We start from the raw sequence: 19112 nt of genomic DNA, 5'->3' as shown, positions 1-19112 counted from the left end.
CGGCGCATGTGCGCGGAGAGGCGGTGGTGGGTCCGCCGGGATTCGAACCCGGGACCTCTCGATTAAAAGTCGCTTGCTCTACCGACTGAGCTACGGACCCACACCGGCCCTGCCCCTAGATGCGGGCTTGCGGCGGGTCAACCGGGCGTGAAGCTGCCGGACGTTCAGGCCCGTGATCGGATCGCGCCATTCCGGCGCCACCCGCAGCAGCGGCGCCAGCACGAAATCGCGGGTGCGGAACAGGCGGTGCGGCACGGTGAGCCCGGGCGTGCCCCAGCTGCCGCCCGACCACAGCACAATGTCGAGGTCGATCACCCGCGCCGCCCAGCTCTGCCCGCGCCGCCGGCCGAAACTGCGTTCGATCGCCTTCAATCGCCGCAGCAGGGCAGGAGGCTCGTCGTCGCTCTCGATCAACGCCACCGCATTGGCGAAGCGGCGCTTCGACGGGCCGAGCGGCGGCGTGTGGAGGATCGGCGATACCGCGCGCACCCCCTCCAGCGCCGCGATCGCCGCCAGCACCTCGCGCCGCGGGCCGCCATGGCGGCCCGGCCGGTTCGATCCGATCGCGATGGCATAGCTTGTCCTCGGCACGCTTCGGCGACTATCGCGCGCGGATGCTCGAGCCAAGCCGTGATTGCCCGCTCTGTCCGCGCCTCGTCGCGCTCCGCACCGAGCTGCGTGCGGCACATCCCGACTGGTGGAACGCGCCGGTGCCGATGCTGGGCGAGCCCGATGCGCCGATCGCGATCGTCGGCCTCGCCCCCGGCAAGCATGGTGCGAACCGCACCGGCCGCGCCTTTACCGGCGATGCCTCGGGTGACCTGCTGTTCGCGACGCTCGCCAAGTTCGGGCTGGCGGAGGCGGGCGAGCCCAGGGGCGTGGTGATCCTCAATGCCGTCCGCTGCCTGCCGCCCGAGAACAAGCCCGAGCCGGCCGAGATCCATGCCTGCCGCCCGTTCCTGGCCGCCGAGCTCAAGGCGCCGATCGTGATCGCGCTCGGTCAGGTCGCGCACCAGTCGGCGGTCAAGGCGATGGGCGGCAAGCTCCCCAAGCATCGCTTCGCGCATGGCGCCGAGCATCGCATGCACCGCGGGCAGCTGCTGCTCGATAGCTATCACTGCTCGCGCTACAACCAGAATACCGGGCGGCTGACGCCCGAGATGCTCGAGGCGGTGGTTGCCCGTGCCGTGGCGCTCCGCGACGTATAGCACCGGATCGGTGACATCTTGCGGTACGCCGGTTGGCGGCAACTCTGCTAGCATGGCTCCAGGTAAAGGAGGTGCCCATGCGTATCGTGCTTCTCTGTCTGGCCCTGACGCCTGTCCCCGCTTTCGCCGGTGAGCGGGACGTATCGGTTCCGGCTTCGCACCTTGCGCTGCCTGCGGCACCCAAGGTCGAGTGCCAGAATGCACGCATGGGCTATGCCATACCCATCTTCGGTAACCCGGTGCGCGCGGGCACGCTCGGTCGGGAACCGAAGGCCGGCTTGTTCCTTGCCGTGCAGCGTACGGAAGACGGTTGCGACAAGCCCGTGAAGATCGCCGACGAACTGGGCGACAAGCAGCGCTGAACCTGCGCGGCCAGAGAATGCTCTAATCCCGGCTGTAGCGCTGCTCGGTCCAGGGATCGCCGCGCATGTGATAGCCGTTCACTTCCCAGAAGCCGGGCTTGTCCGCGCCGATAAGCTCGATCTCGCGGATCCACTTGGCGCTTTTCCAGAAATAGAGGTGCGGGATCACCAGCCGCGCCGGGCCGCCATGGTCGCGCGCCAGCGGCTGGCCGGCCCAGCCATGCGCGACGATCGCTTGCGGAGCAGCGAAGTCGCTGAGCAGCACATTGGTGGTATAGCCGTCATAGCCGTGAAGCATCACCGCCTGCACCTCGTCGCGCGGCTCGACATGCTCCAGCAGGTCGCGGGTCAGCACGCCCTGCCAGTCATTGTCGTAGCGCGACCAGCTGGTGACGCAGTGGATGTCGCTGGTCAGTCGCGTCTGCGGCAGCGCCATGAGCCCGGCCCAGTCGAGCGTCACCGGCCTGGCGACCATGCCGGTCACTTCCAGTTTCCAGCGCTCGCGGGCGATGTCGGGCTGGCGGCCGAGATCGAGCACCGGCCATTTGACGGTCAGGTGCTGGCCGGGCGGCAGGCGCTCCTCCTCGGGCCGGGCGATATGACCGGTCAGGAACTTGCCCTGGCTCGCCCATTGCTGCTTGGAGAGCGTCAGCTTGCTGTCGTCGGGAAGTTCGGGGTCGTCCATGCTTGCGGTTCCAGTCGCAGTTGCCGCAAAGATTAGGCCCTTTGCGAACGCGTGTCAGCCTGGATTGGTGCCGAACAACGCTCCCACTCCTGCGGTGACAGCCATCGCTACGGCTCCCCAGAACACCACCCGCATCACCGCTCGGCCGATGCCGGCGCCGCCGGTGCGGGCGCCCAGCGCGCCGAGCAGGGCAAGACAGAGCAACGAGGCGATGAATACGGCTGGAATCACCATCGCAGTCGGGGCAAGCAGCGCGACCAGCAAGGGCGCGGCGGCACCGACCGCGAATGTAAGCGCCGATGTTATTCCCGCCTGGACCGGCCGAGCGGCAAGATGACTGGTGATGCCGAGCTCATCGCGTGCGTGGGCCTCCAGAGCATCATGCGCCATCATCTGGGCCGCAACATCGCGGGCAAGCTTCTCTTCGACCCCGCGAGAGATATAGATCTGGCTAAGCTCCTCCAGCTCCATCTCGGGCATTTCTGCGAGTTCGGTCCGCTCGCGATCAAGATCGGCTCTCTCGGTATCTGCCTGCGAGCTCACGGAGACATATTCGCCTGCAGCCATCGAAAGTGCGCCGGCAAGCAAGGCTGCCACGCCCGCGATCAGGATCGCATACCGGTCCGGCGCTGCCGCAGCAACGCCGACGATCAGGCTTGCTGTGGAGACGATACCGTCATTCGCGCCAAGCACCGCCGCGCGCAGCCAACCGATCCGAGAGACCAGGTGACGCTCGAGGTGGCGCTTGCTGCGCATCAGATATCCTGCACCAGGCGACCATACAGCTCCGGGCGGCGATCGCGGAAGAAGCCGAAGGCGGCGCGGTGGCGCTTGGCCAGCGTGAGGTCGATCTTGGCGGTGATCACGCCCTCTTCTTCGCGGTCGAGTTCGGCCAGGATGTCGCCGCGCTCGTCGGTGATGAAGCTGGTGCCATAGAAGGTCTGGCCATGCTCGGTGCCGATGCGGTTGGCGGCGACCACGGGGACGACGTTCGACACGGCATGGCCCACCATTGCCCGGCGCCACAGGCGCGCGGTGTCGAGGCTGTCGTCATGCGGCTCGCTGCCGATCGCGGTCGGGTAGAACAGGATGTCGGCGCCCATCAGCATCATCGCGCGCGCGGTCTCGGGATACCATTGATCCCAGCACACCCCGACGCCGAGCGTGGTCTTGTCGGGACCGTTCCAAACCTTGAACCCGGTATTGCCGGGGCGGAAGTAGAACTTTTCCTCGTAACCGGGGCCGTCGGGGATGTGGCTCTTGCGATAGACGCCGGCGATCTTGCCGTCCGGATCGATCATCGCGAGGCTGTTGTAGTAATGATGACCGTCCATCTCGAAGAAGCTGGTCGGGATGTGGATCTTCAGCTCGCGCGCCAGTTCCTGCATCGCCAGGACCGACTTGTGCTCGGAGATGGGCTTCGCATTGGCGAACAGGCCCTCGTCCTCGACCCGGCAGAAATATTCGCCTTCGAACAGTTCGGGCGGCAGCACCACCTGCGCGCCGCGCGAGGCCGCCTCGCGGACAAGCCGCGACACGTTCGCGATGTTCGCGTCGATATTGTCGGAAAAGGCGAGCTGCAGGGCGGCGACGGTGATCTCGGTCATGGCGCGCCATGTAGTGCGGTCGAGGGGGATTCGCTACCCGATCCGTTCCCCACTTCGTCACCCTGAACGTGTTTCAGGGTCCAAGGTTGGGCCGGGCCGTGGCCTGGAGGATCGGGCGGTGTCGTCAGCCGCACGTTGGATGCTGAAACAAGTTCAGCATGACAGGGTATTTTGGGATCGGGTAAGCACCCACCCGATGCTCAACCGCCCTTTGCTCATCGCGCTGATCGCCGGCTTCCTCTCCGCTACCGGATTCGCCCCGCTCGACTGGTGGCCGGTAACGCTGATCTGCCTCGCGGTGCTGCTGCACCTCACCTGGCACGCGCCGACGACGAAGAGCGCGCTGCTGCGCGGCTGGCTGTTCGGGGTCGGGCATTTCACCCTCGGCAATAACTGGATCCAGCACGCCTTCGATTTCCAGGACAAGATGCCGCCGGTGCTCGGCTATTTCGCGGTGGTGCTGCTGGCGCTCTATCTGGCGGTGTATCCGGCGGTGGCCATGGGCCTGGCCTGGCGCTTCACCCGGCTGGTCAAGGCGCGCTGGGACGAGCCGGACCTCGGCTTTGTCCTTGCCGCCGCCGGCGCCTGGATCGTCACCGAATATCTGCGCGGCACGCTGTTCACCGGCTATCCCTGGAACCCGATGGGCGTGATCTGGGTGCCGACGCCGATCGCGCAGCTCGCGGCATTCACCGGCACCTATGCGCTGTCGGGCGTCACCCTGCTCGCCGCCGGCGCGCTCTATCTTGCCAGCCAGCACCAGTATCGCGCGCCCTTGGCCACTGCCGCTTTGCTGCTGGTCGCCGGCTTCGCGCTGAATCCCGGTCGTCCGGCCGAGGATATGAGCCGCCCGCATGTCCGCATCGTCCAGCCCAATATCGGCCAGGTGGGCGTGGATCAGCCCGACTATGCACCGCGGGTGCTCAACAAGCTGGCGGACTGGAGCGGCCAGCCGGGCGCGGTGCCGCGACTGGTCGTCTGGCCCGAGGGCATGGTCAACTACCTGATCGAGGACGGCTATCCCAAGGCCTATTACCGCGACGCCGATCCCCGCTGGGTGCGCGGGCGGATCGGCGGGCTGCTGGGGCCGCGGGATCGCGCGATGGTCGGCGGCAACGCGCTGATCTTCTCGGAAGGCAAGCTTGCCGGCGTCGGCAATTCGGTATGGACGGTCGATTCCGCCGGGATGCTCGGCAAGCGCTACGACAAGGCGCATCTGGTGCCCTATGGCGAATATCTGCCGATGCGCACGCTGCTCGCGCCGCTCGGCCTCGCTCGGGTGGTGATGGGCGACTTCGATTTCCTGCCCGGCCCGGGCCCGCAGACGCTGGACGTGCCGGGATTCGGCAAGTCGGGCGTGGCGATCTGCTACGAGATCATCTTCTCCGGCCAGATCATCGATCAGCGCAACCGGCCCGATTTCCTGTTCAATCCCTCGAACGATGCCTGGTTCGGCAGCTGGGGGCCGGTGCAGCATCTGGCGCAGGCACGGCTACGCGCGATCGAGGAGGGGCTGCCGATCCTGCGCGCCACGCCCACCGGCATTTCCGCGATCATCGATGCGCGCGGCCGCCTGCTCGGCACCGTGCCGGCGGAGCAGGAAGGTGCGATCGAAGCGCCGCTCCCGCGGGCGGCGCCGCCGACCCTGTTCTCCCGCCTGGGCAACTGGCTGGCGCTGCTCGCCGCGCTCGCTTGCGTAGTGTTGGCAATTGCCTTCCGGCGCCTGGCCCGCTAGGGCAGGATATAAGGAAAGCTTTATATGGCATGGCAACGGCCGCGCTTTCCTCCCATTGTCTGAGGAAAACCATGCGTTCCAACTATCTCTTCACGTCCGAATCGGTCTCGGAAGGCCATCCCGACAAGGTCGCCGACCAGATTTCCGACGCCATCGTCGATCTGTTCCTCTCGAAGGACCCCGAAGCCCGCATCGCCTGCGAAACGCTGACCACCACCCAGCTGGTCGTCCTCGCCGGTGAAATCCGCGGCAAGGGCATCATGGACACCGAGGGCAACTGGGCCCCGGGCGTGCAGGAAGAGGTCGAGAAGACCGTCCGCGACACCGTCAAGCGCATCGGCTACGAGCAGGACGGCTTCCACTGGGAGAGCTTCCGCTTCGAGAACAACCTGCACCCGCAGTCGGCGCATATCGCGCAGGGTGTGGATGCTTCGGGCAACAAGGACGAAGGCGCGGGCGATCAGGGCATCATGTTCGGTTTCGCTACCGACGAGACTCCTGACCTGATGCCGGCGACGCTCGACTACAGCCACAAGATCCTCGCCAAGATGGCGGCCGACCGTCACTCGGGCGCCGCGCCGTTCCTCGAGCCGGACGCCAAGAGCCAGGTCACGCTGCGCTTCGAAAATGGCGTGCCGGTTGCGGCCACCGCGATCGTCGTCTCGACCCAGCACGGCAAGGGCTATGACGAAGGCGACAAGGAAGCCGAGCTCAAGGCCTATGTGAAGAAGGTCGTCGCGGACGTGATCCCGGCGGCGCTGCTTTCGGACGCCACCGAGTACCACATCAACCCGACCGGCTCGTTCGAGATCGGTGGTCCGGACGGCGACGCGGGCGTCACCGGCCGCAAGATCATCGTCGATACCTATGGCGGCGCGGCTCCGCACGGCGGCGGCGCCTTCTCGGGCAAGGACCCGACCAAGGTCGACCGTTCGGCGGCGTACATCACCCGCTATCTCGCCAAGAACATCGTCGCCGCCGGCCTCGCCAAGCGCGTGACGATCCAGCTGGCCTATGCCATCGGCGTGTCGAAGCCGCTGTCGCTCTATGTCGACACCCACGGCACCGGCACCGTCGCCGACGACAAGATCGAAGCCGCGATCGCGGGCATCGAGAAGCTGGGCGGCCTCACCCCGCGCGGCATCCGCACGCATCTGCAGCTCAACAAGCCGATCTACAGCAAGACCGCGGCTTATGGTCACTTCGGCCGCAAGCCGGAAGGCGACTTCTTCCCCTGGGAGAAGACCGACCTGGTCGAGGACCTCAAGGCCGCCCTGGCCTGATCCTTCGCTTCGGCAAGTCATGAGGAGCCCCGCGCCGGACCACCGGCGCGGGGCTTTTTCTTTGTCCGGGCGCGTTGCTGAGAAGCATGCGGGAAGCGACTGAGATCGGCGCATATCTGCTCGACGCCGCGACAAAATCCGCTGCGCGCGGCTCCGTATTCGTCCCGAGGCGCCTATAAAGCACTGAGCAACCGCAATTCTTCATCAGGAAGGAATGGAAAGGAGCGAGTCGGTGGAGACGGAGAATTCGATGATGGGTCCGGAAGCCGGGGCAGCATCCGCAGGTGCCAGCGCGGGCCTCGCGATCGCCTTCCAGCCCATCGCGGAGATCGCCGGCAGCCGCATCCACGCCTATGAGGCGCAGGTGCTGCGCAACGGCGCGCCGGCCGCGCAGGATTTCGACCAGCTCTCGGCCGAGCAGCGCGGCGATGTCGATCGCCGCTGCGCCGTCGCCGCGATCCGCTGGGCCGCCACGGCCGGCTTCGCCACTTCGGGCGGCCGCCTCGCCATTCCGTTGAGCGCGCCCGCGATCGGCGATCCCGCCGAGCATATCCAGCCCGCGCTGCTCACCGCCCGCCAGTACGGCATCGTCGCGGAGCGGCTGGTGTTCTCGCTGCATCACTATCAGTCGATCACCAACTCGCAGCTTGCCGACATCATGCATGTCTTCAACAAGCTCGGCCCGGTCGTCGCGTTCCACGGCATCGGCCCGAACGAGTCGGGCCTCGCCGCCTGCGGCAAGTTCGCCCCACACATGGTGACGATCGAGCCGGACCTGGTCAGCAATGTCGGTTCCAGCTGGTCGCGCCGGATCGCGATGGAAGACCTTGTCCGTCGCATGCAGAGCCTCGGCCTGCGCATCGTCGCGGCGGGCGTAGACAGCGAATCGGCCTATGAGCGGCTGCGCAGCTTCGGCGTGCCGCTGGTCCAGGGCAGCTATGTCGGCGCACCGGTTGCCGGCATCCTGCCCCAGACGGCGACGCGCAACGCCGCCTGATTCGCGGGCGCTCCGGACAAAAAATCTGCAATAAAACCCAAAGGCTTGCGGCTCCTGGCCCGCATCCGTGCGCTATGGCCTGTGCGCTTCGCCGGCCCGCGACTCGCGGGAATCCGCGGTTCAAGCGGAATCGTGCGAGTCGCGCTTGGTAGAATCCCCATGGGGGGAATCCCCCTTCGCAACCGCACGGAATGGAGTTGGTATCGTTAACCATCTTTAAAGGGGCTCAGAAAGGAAGCTCCATGCACGCCGATCCTGTTTCGCACGCCAGTCAGCCCGGTATCGCCATCGCCTTCCAGCCGATGGTCGCCACCGCCACCGGCCTGCCCTTCGCCTGGGCCGTCATCGCCACCGCCCAGGGCCGCAGCTTCCCGCAGATCGCCGCCGCGCTTGCCCCCGCGGACCGCCCCCGCCTCGAGATGGCGCGAATCAGCGCCGCCATCGCCGGCGCGGTCGATGCCGGTCTGCTCGAGGGCGAGGCGCTGCTCGCCATCCCGGTCGGCGCCGCGCATGGCGCGCCCGACGCGCTGCTCGCCCATCTCTTCCGCACCGCGATCGAGCACCGCGTGCCGGTCGACCGCATCGTCGTCGAGATCAATGCCGACGAGCGCGGGGATCTCAACCATGTCGCCGGCCTCGCCCAGGCATGCGTCGATCGCGGCATCGCCATCGCGTTCGACAGCTTCGCCGTCGGCCCGCTCGCCGTCCGCCTGCTCGGCCGCTTCACCCCGCGCTTCGTCAAGCTCGACTCGGGGCTGGTCCGCAACATCTCCGACAGCAGCTCGCGCCGCGTGATCGTCGAGGGCGTGCTCCGGCTCGCTCGCAACATGGACGTGACGCTGATCGCCAACGGCATCGTCCGCCGCGAGGATCTCGCGATGCTCGGCACCATGGGCATCCGCCACATGCAGGGCGACTGGATCGCGCCGGCGATGGCGCACCCGCTGCCGCGCCCGCACATCGCCCGCCGCGAACCGCGTGTCGCCGTGCCCCAGCATCGCCGCCTTGCCGCGCACCAGCGCAGCGGCGCCACCCGTCCCGTTGCCGCCGCGTCGATCGCCCAGGCGCTCTAAAGCTTGTTCTCTCCGCGCGGCACGCTAACAGGCGGCCCGTGTCCGATCCCGTTTCCATCCGCCGCCTCTATGGCCGTCGCCAGGGCCACAAGCTCCGCCAGGGCCAGTCCGAGCTCGTCGAGGCGCTGCTGCCCCAGCTGAGCGTGCCCGAATCCGGCCCGCTCGATTCCCAGATCCTCTTCGGCGACAGCCGGCCGCTCGAATTCGAGATCGGCTTCGGCGCGGGCGAGCATCTCGCCGGCCAGGCGACCGCGCGCCCCGATCACGGCTTTATCGGCTGCGAGCCCTTCCTCAACGGCGTCGTCGGCGCGCTCGGCCATATCCGAGACGGCGAGCTGCAGAATGTCCGCCTGCACATGGGCGATGCGCTCGAAGTGCTCGAGCGGCTGCCCGATGCCAGCCTCGACCGGCTCTATCTCCTCCACCCCGATCCCTGGCGGAAGGCCCGCCACGCCAAGCGCCGCATGGTCAATCACGGCCCGATGGACATCATCGCCGCCAAGCTGAAGCCGGGCTGCGAGTTCCGCCTCGGCACCGATCATCCGGTCTATGTCCGCTGGGCGATGATGATCATGAACCAGCGCCGCGATTTCGAGTGGCAGGCGAAGACCGCGCAGGACTTCCTCACCCGCCCTGACGACTGGCCTGAGACGCGCTATGAGCGCAAGGCGCGGCGGCTCGGCCACGAAGTCTGGTACTTCCGCTACATCCGGGTCTGAACAGGGGAGGGGAGATGATGGACCGCAGGACCCTGCTCGGCGCCGCCGCCGCCGCTTCCGTCGCTCCCGTGCCCGCCTTCGCCGCCGATGACGAGCGCTGGCTGAAGATCGCCGCCCAGTACGATATCACCCGCAAGGTCGTGCAGCTCGAGCATGGCAATTGGGGCATGATGGCCCGGCCGGTGCTTGCCGCCTATCGTGCCAATGTCGAGCGGGTGAACCGCGACACCAGCTTCTATGCCCGGCGCGAGATGCCCGGCGAGATCGAGGCGATCCGCGCCCGGGTAGCCGCGACGCTCGGCGTGGCGACGGGAGAGATCGCCTTCACCCGCAACGCCACCGAAGCGATGCGCGCGCTGATCCTCGGCTACAACAAGCTGCGCCCCGGCGACGCGGTGCTCCATGCCGATCTCGATTATGATTCGATGCAGGCCTGCATGGAGAGCCTGCACGCCCGGCGCGGAGTGGAGGTGGTGAAGATCGCGCTGCCCGAGCCCGCCACCTATCAGTCGGTGATCGATGCCTATGCCAAGGCGTTCATCGCCCATCCGAACCTGCGCATGGTGCTGCTCACCCATGTCAGCCACCGGACCGGGCTGGTCCTGCCGGTCGCAGACATCGCGGCGATGGCGGAGCTGCACGGGATCGATGTGATCGTCGATGCCGCGCACAGCGTCGGCCAGCTCGATTTCAGGCTGCCGGAGCTCGGCGCCGACTTCATCGGCATCAACCTGCACAAATGGTTCGGCGCACCGCTGGGCGTCGGGGCGATCGTGATCCGCGGCGGACGGCTGGCGGACATCGATGTCGACCCTGCCGAACTCGGCGCGGACCCGGCCGACATCCGCAGCCGCGTGCATACCGGCACGCTCGATTTCGCGGCGCAACTCACCGTGCCGGCCGCGCTCGATTTTCATGAGAGCATCGGGATCAAGGCCAAGGCGGCGCGTCTCCAGATGCTGCGCTGTCGCTGGGCGCTGCTGGCGCGCGAGATGAAGGGGATCGAAGTGCTCACCCCCGACGATCCTCTCTTCTTCGGCGCGATCACGGCGTTCCGGCTGAAGGGGCAGACCAGCCATGCGGCCAATGTCGCGCTGGCGAAGCGGCTGCTCGACGAACATGGCATCTTCACCGTCCATCGCGACGGCCTGGCCTCGGGCAGCTGCGTGCGGGTGACGCCGGCGCTGGCGACGACGATCGATGAGGTCGATCGCTTCGTGGAAGCGCTGCGGAAGATCGCGGGCTAGCCTGCGCCGCGTCATCCATCATCCCGGCGAAGCAGGGATCTCGTGTGGCTCCTTCCCGGCGCCTTCGCCTGAGGTCCCGGCGTGCGCCGGGATGACGATATTGGCGCCGGTGCGGCAGCCTATTGGCTGCTCGCCTCCAGCTTGGCGCGATCCCGGATCGTGATCCCGCGCGCGCCCATCAGGTTGATCGCGCCTTCCGCCTTGAGCTTGCTCAGCTGGCGGCTCACCGTTTCGATCGTCAGCCCCAGCACGTCGGCCATCTCGCCGCGGGTGAGCGGCAGGTCGAAGGTCACCGGACCGAAGGCGGTGGCGCGGCAGCCATGCGAGCGATCGGCCAGGTCGAGCAGGAAGCCCGCCAGCTTCTCGCGTGCCGAGAGCCGGGCGAGCGTCAGCATGCGGGCGCGTGCCTCGTCGAGCGAGGCGAGGGTGCGCTGGAGCAGCAGCCGCTCCATGCGGACATGATCCTCGAGGACGCGCTCGAACGGGCCGCGCGGGAACACGCAGAGCTCGGCCTCGCCCAGTGCGGTCACTGTGAAATCGGCGGTGTTGGCCCAGGGACGGCCGACGAAATCGGCGGGATAGAGCAGACCCACCACCTGTTCGCGCCCGTCGGGGGTGGTCGCGCTCAGCTTGAGCACACCGGAGATCAGATTGGCGCAGACCGGGCTTTCCTCGCCCGCCCAGATCAATGCCTGGCCACGCTGCAGCGTCCGGCGCTGGCCGAGCGTGTTGAGCGCATTCAATTCCGCGTCGTCGAGACTGGCGCATAGCGCCCGGTCGCGCACGGCGCAGTCGGAGCAGATATGGGCAGCGGTCATGCCCCTACTATGGCCGCCATTTGAGAATCGTCAAAGCGGCGGATTGTCCCAGGGGGCATGGCGAACACATTGCCAGCATGGAGCAATGCGATGTTCCTCTACCTAGTCGTCGGCGCCTTCGCGCTTTTCACGGGCGTCGTCGCCTTTCTCAGCATCGAGGACGCGCTCCGCTTCAGCCGGCGCTGAGCCTGTCTCGCTTCTGCCGGTGCGCTTCCACGCGCCGCGCAGCAGCTTGCCGGCCAGCGCGTCGATGCCCGGGCGCACGAACAGCCAGTCGCGGATCGCCGGGCCCTTGGCCGCGCCGATCACCTGCTTGTAGCCGCTGTCGCCCGCACCCCAGTCGACATCGCTGATCCCGTCCTCGATCGCGCGGACCAGGTTGCGATAATAGAGCAGCTTGCCCGGCGAATGCTTGGCGAAGGCTGGGTCATAGCTGTTGGCGATCGCGTATTTGAGTGCGCCGGCGTTCATGTCGAACGAGAAGGCGGAAGGTGCGTCGTCAACGCGCAGCATCGCCGCCCACATCATGCCGGCCAGCACCGGATCCTCCGCCGCCGCGCGCCAGAAGGCGCCGTGGCCGGTCGTCGTGAACTTGGCGTCCGATCCGTCGGTCCGCGCCGCGATCCAGCTCTTCTCCTCGATCTCGGCAAGCGCATCGAACGCGGCGGCGTTCCAGTCGCCACCGCTGACGAAGCTCCAGTCGAGTGCGCCATGGCTGCCGAGATGCTTCTCGTGGAAGCGGTTCTTCTTCAGCGTCGAGTTGCGCGGCCAGGTGCCTTCGGCGCGTTCGGCGGCAATATCGAGCGCGAAGCTGTCCGCCACGAAGCGGTCGAGCAGCGCCCAGCCCTGGTTGCGCGCGGCTTCCTTGAACAACTCCAGTCCCGGATCGCCGTCATAGACCGGGCCGACGCGCAGCGCCCGGGCCTCGCGGGCCAGGCGGGGGAGCAGGGCCTCGACGGCTTCCACTCCGGCATCCTCGCGCACGGGAAAGCTGCGGAACGGCCAGTAGCAGCCTGGAATGGCGACGAGCTTCGCCCAGGCCGGGCCGGCGGGGACGATCGGCAGCGCGGCGACGGGTTCGCCCTCGCGTGACACGGTGATCGTGCGGGCATGGCCACCATAGGCGCGCAGCCCCGCGGCGAACCAGCCATAGCGCAGGAATCGGTGCGACGGCGCCGCGCGCGTCGCTACTGCGTCGATCGCGCCGGACAGGCCGTCCACGCAATCGACGGTGAGCGCCGGCGGCAGGCGCGTGAATTCCTCGAGCAGCATCGGCTTCGACATGCGGTGCTTGTACTACGCTACCCGTTACCAAGCGGTGATGACGGGTTTTGGCGTGTGGTTCCGGATCCCACTGCTATCCTCCCCCGGAGGGGGACCAGCGAAGCGGTGGTGGAGGGGTATTCTCCACGGGCTTTGAAGCTTGAGGCGCGCTACCCCTCCACCACCGCTTCGCGGCGGTCCCCCTCCCCCTCCGGGGGAGGATTAGGTTGCACCTGGATGCCCCTCAGCCCTCCCGCACCCAGGCACGCGCTTCGTCGAGCGCGTCGGGCTTGAACAGCTTCACCTCGGCCGAGACCATCATGCTGCCTGCCCGGGTCGCCATTTCGATCCAGCCGCTGTCGGTGACGATCGCGGCGCGGCGGATCTTGCCCATGTGCGTGGCGCCCCAGCTTATGTCCTTCCACCAGGCGCCCAGCTCCATGCCGGAGAAATTGCGGATCACCGCAAGCGCCGAAAGGCTGCCCTTGTCCGCGATCACCGCTTCCATCGCGGCTACGCCCGCATCATAGTCCGCGCGGGTCACACCGCCATCGACAAGGAACTCGACGACGCCTGCCTGCGTATCGGTCTCGAAGGTCATCATCGCGTCTTCACTCCTCGTTTCGCACCCGGCATAAGGATAACGATGGAAGGCCCCTATCTCTCCACGGTCTCCGAGACCATCCAGGCCGCGATCGCGCCGGTGTTCCTGCTCGCGGGCATCGGGGCGTTCCTCAACGTGATGGTCGGGCGGCTTGCCCGGATCGTCGATCGCGCGCGCAACATCGAGCAGCTTCACCCGCGCTCGACCGGGCCCGAGCATGACCGCCATGTCTGGGAACTGCGCATCATCGATCGCCGCATCTCGGTCATCAACAACGCGATCTTCCTGTGCACCGCCAGCGCGCTGGCGATCTGTCTCGTCGTCGCGATGATGTTCGTCGCGCGGCTGACCAACCTCCATGTCGGCATCTGGGTGGCGTCGAGCTTCATCATCTCGATGCTCCTCCTGATGGCCGGGCTGATCTATTTCCTGGTCGAGGTGCGCATGTCGCTCGAGGCGATCCATGTGCGCGAGGAACTTCTCGAGCTCGAGAAGAAGCGGTAACCGTCGCCGGGGCGACGGGTTACTTGCGCGGCCCCAGGTCCGCCGGGATCGTCGGCAGATATTGCGGCACCACCCGGGCGTGCGTGGCCTGCTCATAGGCATAGCCGGCCTTGAGCAGCAGCCCGTCCGAATAGGCCGTGCCGATGAACGAAAGCCCGGCCGGCAACCCGTTCACCAGCCCCATCGGCACGGTGAGGTGCGGATAGCCCGACACCGCCGGCAATTCGCTCGCCGAAGGACCCTGGAACTGGTCGCCATGGGCCGGATCGCTCAGCCAGGGCGTGCCATAGGTCGGGGTGACGAGGATCTGCACGCCACCGGCGGCCAGCATCGCGTCGATCCCCTCCGGTCCCGCCATCCGTGCCGATTTCTCGCGCGCCGCCTTGTAGTCGGGATCGTCGAGCCCCTTGGTCTTCTCGGCCTTGAGGAAGGTCTCCTGCCCGAAAAACGGCATCTCGCTCGCCTTGTTCGCTTCGTTGAACGCGATCAGGTCGGCGAGCGTCTTCGGGCCCACGCTGGCCGGCGTGGTGGCGAGATAGGTCGCCATGTCGGCCTTGAGCTCGGTGTAGAGCACCAGCCCCTCGGCCTCGCCCAGCCCCTTCAATTCGGGCATCTTCACTTCGACCAGCACCGCGCCCGCCGCGGTCAGCTCCTCGAGCGCCTTGTCGAAGCGCGTGGCGAGGTCGGCGGCCATCTCGGGCTTCCAATAGCCGATCTTCATGCCCTTCAGCGCATCGGGGCTGAGGCCGGCGGCATAGTCCGCCTTGTGCTTGTCGGCATCCTTGGTCGCCGGATCGCCGGGGTCGCTGCCGATCATCGCGCCGAACAGGATCGCTGCGTCCTTGACCGTCCGCGCCATCGGCCCGGGCGTATCCTGGCTATGGCTGATCGGCACCACCCCGGTGCGGCTGATCAGGCCGAGCGTGGGCTTGAGGCCCACCAGCCCGTTCATCGCCGCAGGGCACACCACCGATCCGTCGGTCTCGGTGCCCACCGCCGCCGCCGCGAGGCTTGCCGCCACCGCCGCGCCCGAACCGCTCGACGAGCCGCAGGCCGAGCGATCGAGCGCATAGGGGTTCCTGACCAGCCCGCCGACCGCGCTCCACCCGCTCATCGAATGGTTCGAGCGGATGTTCGCCCATTCGCTGAGGTTGGTCTTGCCGAGGATCACCGCGCCTTTCGCCCGCAGCTTCGCCACCAGCGGCGCGTCGCGGCCGGTATCGTTGTTGGCAAGCGCCAGGCTGCCCGCAGTGGTGGGCATGTTCTGCGTCTCGATATTGTCCTTGATCAGCACCGGGATGCCGTCGAGCGGCCCCAGCGTCTTGCCCGCCTTGCGCCGGTCGTCGCTGGCGCGGCCGTCATAGCGCAGGTCCTTGGCCGGGGCGGTGACGATCACCGAGCGCAGCGTCGGCCCGTCGCGGTCCACCTTGCCGATCCGCTCGACATAGAGGTCGGCGAGCTTCCACGCCTCGACCTTGCCGGCGGCGAGCATCGCCTGCAGCTCGTCGATCGACTTCTCGACGACAAGGTTGGCCGGATTGTCGTCGGTGCTGACCACCACCGCGTCGGCGGGCAGCGGCGTCGGGGTAATCACCGGCGCGGCCCCGGGCGCCGGAGCGGGCGCTTCCTGTGCCCAAGCGGGCGATGCCCAGGCAAGTGCCACCGCCAAAGCCGTCAGTCCCGTGCGCATATGCCGTCCCCGAATCTCGTTTCGCGACCAGCCTAGCGCCCCACTCCTCGCGCTGGAAGGGTAGCCGCTAGCGCCCAAGCTCCACCTTCGCCTCCACCGACATGCCCGGCCGCAGCCGGCCGGCCAGCGGCTGGTCCGGGTCGATCCGGATCCGCACCGCGATCCGCTGCGGGATCTTCACGAAATTGCCCGTGGCATTGTCGCTGCGGATCACCGCGAACTCCGACCCCGCCGCCGGCGCCAGCTGCTCGACCACCCCGGTCAGCCGCGCCCCGCCCAGCGCGTCCACCTTGAAGCTCGCCTTCGCGCCCGGTCGGATCTTCGCGGTCTGCGCTTCCTTGAAGTTCGCGGTCACCCAGAGCGTCTGCGGCACCAGCGCCATCAGCTGAGTGCCGGCGGTGACATATTGCCCCTGCCGTCCGCCGATCTCGCCCAGCTGCCCGGCCACCGGGGCGCGGATCACCGTATTGGCCAGGTCGATCTCGGCCAGGCGCAGCGCGGCCTTGGCGGCGTCGACCGAGGCGACCAGCCCGCTTTTGCTCACATCGACGCTGCGGATGTCCTGCGTCGCCACCGTCCGCGCCGCCTGGGCCTGCGCCACCGCCGACTGGGCGGTGCGCAGCGTGGCGAGCGCCGCATCGCGGTCCTTGCGCGTGACGAAGCCGTTCTTCGCCAGCGCGTCGATCCGGGCATAATCGGCCTGCGCCTTGGCGAGTTGCGCCTGGGCCGAGGCGACCGCTGCCTGCTGCGATCCCAGGGTCGCGGTCTTCGACGCCACCTGCTGCGGATTGTTGGCGAGCGCCGCATCGGCGCTGGCGACATTCGCCTTCGCCTGGTCGACCCGCTGGGCGTAGATCCGGTCGTCGATCGTCGCCAGCACGTCGCCGGCCTTCACCCGCGCGAAATCCTGTACCGGCACGCTGGTCAGATAGCCGCTCACCTGCGGGCTGATGATCGTCACCTGCCCGCGGACATAGGCATTCTCGGTCGACTGGCTGCGCCCGCCGAACGGCCATGCCTGCCACGCCATCAGCACCGCGGTCACGCCGATCAGGATCAGCGCCGCCGCGATCGCGATCGAGAGCCAGGAAAGCCTCGGCGGCTTCCAGCGCCGCGCGGCCGCCGCTGGCGCCGGTGGCGGATCGGCGCCTTCGCTGGTTGCCGGAGGGGCCGGTTCTTGCCCGTCTGCCATCAGGATGCTCCCGCCTGTTGTTCCGCTGCCCGGCGCAGATTCTCGCGCCGGATCCGGAATATGTGAAAACTCGCCCAGACGATCGTCGCCGCCGCGATCGCCGCGACCAGCAGGAAGGTGTCGTTGTACGCGAGCACATTGGCTTCGCGCGTCACTGTCTGGGTCAGGATCGCCGCGCTCTCGGCCTGGCGCAGTGCCGGGTCGATCAGCACCCGGCCATAGGCGGCGGCATATTGCTGCAGCCGCTGCGCCACCAGCGGGTCGCCATCCGCCAGCTGCGCGACGATCGCATTGTTATGGGCATGCTCGCGGATCACCTGGAAGGTGCCGAGCATCGCGCTGCCGAACAGCCCGCCCAGATTCTGGGTGATGCCGAACAGCGCCGAGAAGCTGACGAAATGGGTCGGCCCTTCCTTGAGCGCCCGGGTCAGCCCGATCAGCAGCGCGGGGCCGATGAACAGCGCGCTGGCGAAACCCATCAGCGCCTGGCTGAAATAGAAGTCGTGCGGCCGGGTCAGGCTGGTCGATCCCGAATCGATCAGCGCACCGACGCAGATCAGCGCCAGCGCCACCAGGATCGGCCCACCCAGGAAATTGGGATCGATGGTCAGCGCGCCGATCACGATGCCGGCCAACGTGGCGAGCAGCACCACCAGATAGAGCATCCGCATCTGGTCATTGCCCATGCCGAGCACGGTCAGCAGGCCCGATGCCCCGATCGATTGTTCGGAAAGCACCACCCGGGTCAGGATCGATACCAGCGCGAAGCGCACGATGTCGCCACTGCCCAGCCAGCGGGTGTTGAGCAGCGGATTGCTGCGGTTATGCTCGATCACCACCGCGATCGGGATCAGCACGATCGCCCCGATCAGCGCCGGCGCTACCCAGGGCGCCTCGAACCACCAGACCGACCGGCCCAGCCCGAGCACCGCGCAGAGCAATGCGATGCCCACCGCGAAGATCGGGAAGGTCACGAAGTCGAGCGGCTCGAACGCCTTCATCCGCTCGACCGGCGGCAGCACCAGCAGCCGCACCCCGGCCAGGCAGAACAGCGCCAGCCCCAGCTCGAACAGATACATGGTCTGCCAGCGATCGGGCTCGAAGGCCTCGCTGGGGAACAGCCGGGCCAGCGGCACGGCGATCTGCGGCAGCGATACGGCGAGCACGATGCCCTTCAGCCGGTGCTCGGGCGTCCAGGCCTGCACCATGTAGAGCAGCCCCACCGTGCTGCATGCCGCCGCCGCGATCCCGCTGATCGCGCGCACCGCGACGGCGCTGGCGAAGCTGTGGACCAGCAGGTGCGAGGCGGTGGTCAGCGCGAAGGCGATCAGGAAGATCTGGGTGAACAGCCTTATGCCGAATTGCTGGCGGAACTTGATGAGCACCATGTTGGCGCAGACATTGGTCATCACATAGGCGGTCGGCAGCCACTGGATCTCGGCCGAATAGAGCCCCAGCGATCCCTGCAGCGTGGTCAGGTTGGCGGTGACGATCGCATTGCCGAGCGATCCGGACAGCACCACCAGCACCGCGACCGAGAAATAGGCGATGCGCCGCGACAGCGGGTGCCAGGGGGTGGGCGGCGATCCGGGGATGGGCGAGCGTTCATGCGGCGCCGGTTGCCAGGCGTCCCGATCCTCCGCTTCTGCCCCGTTCGTTGCCATCCCGATATAATTCCGCATGCGGCGGAACGATCCGCAAGCGCACCTTGGTATAGTCGCATGGCTGCGGCGCAATCTGCAATTGCCGCGCGGTGTAGTACGCCGTCGCTCATTGGGGTGAGCGGGCATCCGGGCACCCGGTTCCCCGGCGAAAGCCGGGGCCCAGGGTTTCTTTGCCATGCTGCGTGTGACCCCGGGCTTCGGCTTTCGCCGGGAACAATCGGACAGCCACCATCTGCGGTGCTTCCGAGCGGTCAACCACAAGCCCTTGTGGTCGCCATGAGTCCTCCACGTTAAAAAAATTTACGTTCCGCGTTCGTTCCCTTGCCTTTCGGAAACCCTAGGAAAGTCCGCGCGTCGCGGCATTGCAGCAGTTGCGCAGCTGCTGTGAAGCGAGTCATTTTAGCGACGAAGCGTTGTGGATATTAACCATTTCGGCTCTTGTGCCCGGACTCGGTTTGGCA

At 67.4% G+C, this 19112-nt stretch carries 19 protein-coding genes and 1 tRNA gene; 9 read left to right on the top strand and 11 right to left on the bottom strand.

The genetic code is table 11. The annotated features are described in order from the left end of the window. Positions 1-24: 24 nt before the first annotated feature. Positions 25-100: transfer RNA gene (locus AC1RJ5_RS11160), tRNA-Lys, on the bottom strand. Further along, positions 91-591 (bottom strand): 2-amino-4-hydroxy-6-hydroxymethyldihydropteridine diphosphokinase, encoded by a 501-nt coding sequence (gene folK, locus AC1RJ5_RS11155; RefSeq protein ID WP_269573832.1) that lies wholly within the window; start codon positions 589-591, stop codon positions 91-93. Before folK ends, AC1RJ5_RS11160 begins: the two co-directional genes overlap by 10 nt. Positions 592-614: 23 nt before the next feature. Here folK and AC1RJ5_RS11150 point away from each other — a divergent pair, with 23 nt between their 5' ends. Together AC1RJ5_RS11150 and AC1RJ5_RS11145 are read left to right on the top strand one after the other, a co-directional pair. After that, a complete protein-coding gene (locus tag AC1RJ5_RS11150) occupies positions 615-1208 on the top strand; it encodes a uracil-DNA glycosylase (protein ID WP_493113336.1) in 594 nt (197 codons plus the stop codon). Positions 1209-1285: 77 nt separating this feature from the next. Continuing rightward, positions 1286-1570 (top strand): hypothetical protein, encoded by a 285-nt coding sequence (locus tag AC1RJ5_RS11145; RefSeq protein WP_493113334.1) that lies wholly within the window; start codon positions 1286-1288, stop codon positions 1568-1570. Positions 1571-1592: 22 nt separating this feature from the next. Here the strand turns inward: AC1RJ5_RS11145 and AC1RJ5_RS11140 are convergent, their stop codons facing one another. The 3 genes from AC1RJ5_RS11140 to aguB are packed head-to-tail and all read right to left on the bottom strand — an operon-like array spanning position 1593 to position 3862. Further along, positions 1593-2255, bottom strand: coding sequence for a sulfite oxidase-like oxidoreductase (locus AC1RJ5_RS11140; protein ID WP_493113332.1), 663 nt, complete (start codon positions 2253-2255; stop codon positions 1593-1595). A 54-nt stretch (positions 2256-2309) separates the two neighbouring features. Further along, positions 2310-3011 carry a VIT1/CCC1 transporter family protein gene (locus tag AC1RJ5_RS11135; protein WP_493113331.1) on the bottom strand — a complete coding sequence of 234 codons (702 nt, stop codon included), beginning with the start codon at positions 3009-3011 and terminating at the stop codon, positions 2310-2312. Next, complete coding sequence (gene aguB, locus AC1RJ5_RS11130) at positions 3011-3862, bottom strand: N-carbamoylputrescine amidase (RefSeq protein WP_493113329.1); 852 nt, start codon at positions 3860-3862, stop codon at positions 3011-3013. Before aguB ends, AC1RJ5_RS11135 begins: the two co-directional genes overlap by 1 nt. A 196-nt stretch (positions 3863-4058) precedes the next feature. Between aguB and lnt the strand changes: the two genes are divergently transcribed. From lnt to AC1RJ5_RS11100, 6 genes are all read left to right on the top strand, one after another. Next, positions 4059-5597 carry an apolipoprotein N-acyltransferase gene (lnt, locus tag AC1RJ5_RS11125; protein ID WP_493113327.1) on the top strand — a complete coding sequence of 513 codons (1539 nt, stop codon included), beginning with the start codon at positions 4059-4061 and terminating at the stop codon, positions 5595-5597. A 71-nt stretch (positions 5598-5668) separates the two neighbouring features. Continuing rightward, positions 5669-6880, top strand: coding sequence for a methionine adenosyltransferase (gene metK, locus AC1RJ5_RS11120; RefSeq protein ID WP_184161484.1), 1212 nt, complete (start codon positions 5669-5671; stop codon positions 6878-6880). A 232-nt stretch (positions 6881-7112) separates the two neighbouring features. Then, entirely contained in the window at positions 7113-7877 is a 765-nt protein-coding gene (locus tag AC1RJ5_RS11115; RefSeq protein WP_269573838.1) for an EAL domain-containing protein, read from the top strand. 242 nt (positions 7878-8119) lie between these two features. Then, the gene (locus AC1RJ5_RS11110; protein WP_493113324.1) at positions 8120-8950 is read left to right on the top strand and encodes an EAL domain-containing protein; all 831 of its coding nucleotides are present in this window, start codon (positions 8120-8122) and stop codon (positions 8948-8950) included. Between the two features lie 38 nt (positions 8951-8988). Then, positions 8989-9669 carry a tRNA (guanine(46)-N(7))-methyltransferase TrmB gene (gene trmB / locus AC1RJ5_RS11105; protein WP_493113322.1) on the top strand — a complete coding sequence of 227 codons (681 nt, stop codon included), beginning with the start codon at positions 8989-8991 and terminating at the stop codon, positions 9667-9669. Between the two features lie 17 nt (positions 9670-9686). Continuing rightward, a complete protein-coding gene (locus tag AC1RJ5_RS11100; protein ID WP_353739203.1) occupies positions 9687-10916 on the top strand; it encodes an aminotransferase class V-fold PLP-dependent enzyme in 1230 nt (409 codons plus the stop codon). Between the two features lie 119 nt (positions 10917-11035). On the opposite strand, the gene AC1RJ5_RS11095 is transcribed toward AC1RJ5_RS11100, so the two are convergent. From AC1RJ5_RS11095 to AC1RJ5_RS11085, 3 genes are all read right to left on the bottom strand, one after another. Beyond that, a complete protein-coding gene (locus AC1RJ5_RS11095) occupies positions 11036-11734 on the bottom strand; it encodes a Crp/Fnr family transcriptional regulator (protein ID WP_184161470.1) in 699 nt (232 codons plus the stop codon). 102 nt (positions 11735-11836) lie between these two features. Further along, positions 11837-13018: a GNAT family N-acetyltransferase gene (locus AC1RJ5_RS11090; RefSeq protein ID WP_184161467.1), complete on the bottom strand. Its 1182-nt coding sequence runs from the start codon at positions 13016-13018 to the stop codon at positions 11837-11839. 223 nt (positions 13019-13241) lie between these two features. Continuing rightward, positions 13242-13601 (bottom strand): SpoIIAA family protein, encoded by a 360-nt coding sequence (locus AC1RJ5_RS11085; protein ID WP_493113319.1) that lies wholly within the window; start codon positions 13599-13601, stop codon positions 13242-13244. 42 nt (positions 13602-13643) lie between these two features. Between AC1RJ5_RS11085 and AC1RJ5_RS11080 the strand changes: the two genes are divergently transcribed. Beyond that, positions 13644-14105, top strand: coding sequence for a DUF2721 domain-containing protein (locus AC1RJ5_RS11080; protein ID WP_184161462.1), 462 nt, complete (start codon positions 13644-13646; stop codon positions 14103-14105). 19 nt (positions 14106-14124) lie between these two features. On the opposite strand, the gene AC1RJ5_RS11075 is transcribed toward AC1RJ5_RS11080, so the two are convergent. The 3 genes from AC1RJ5_RS11075 to AC1RJ5_RS11065 all read right to left on the bottom strand — a co-directional run bounded on the left by AC1RJ5_RS11075 (position 14125) and on the right by AC1RJ5_RS11065 (position 18651). After that, positions 14125-15795, bottom strand: coding sequence for an amidase (locus AC1RJ5_RS11075; RefSeq protein ID WP_493113317.1), 1671 nt, complete (start codon positions 15793-15795; stop codon positions 14125-14127). Positions 15796-15862: 67 nt separating this feature from the next. Continuing rightward, positions 15863-16987 (bottom strand): HlyD family secretion protein, encoded by a 1125-nt coding sequence (locus AC1RJ5_RS11070; protein ID WP_493113315.1) that lies wholly within the window; start codon positions 16985-16987, stop codon positions 15863-15865. After that, complete coding sequence (locus AC1RJ5_RS11065; RefSeq protein ID WP_269573846.1) at positions 16987-18651, bottom strand: MFS transporter; 1665 nt, start codon at positions 18649-18651, stop codon at positions 16987-16989. Before AC1RJ5_RS11065 ends, AC1RJ5_RS11070 begins: the two co-directional genes overlap by 1 nt. Positions 18652-19112 lie beyond the last annotated feature (461 nt).

This window comes from Sphingomonas sp. GW822-FHT03G08 (genome assembly GCF_058801135.1).
The sequence above is the reverse complement of the archived record's forward strand: the minus strand, read 5'-3'. Positions and strand labels throughout refer to the sequence as shown.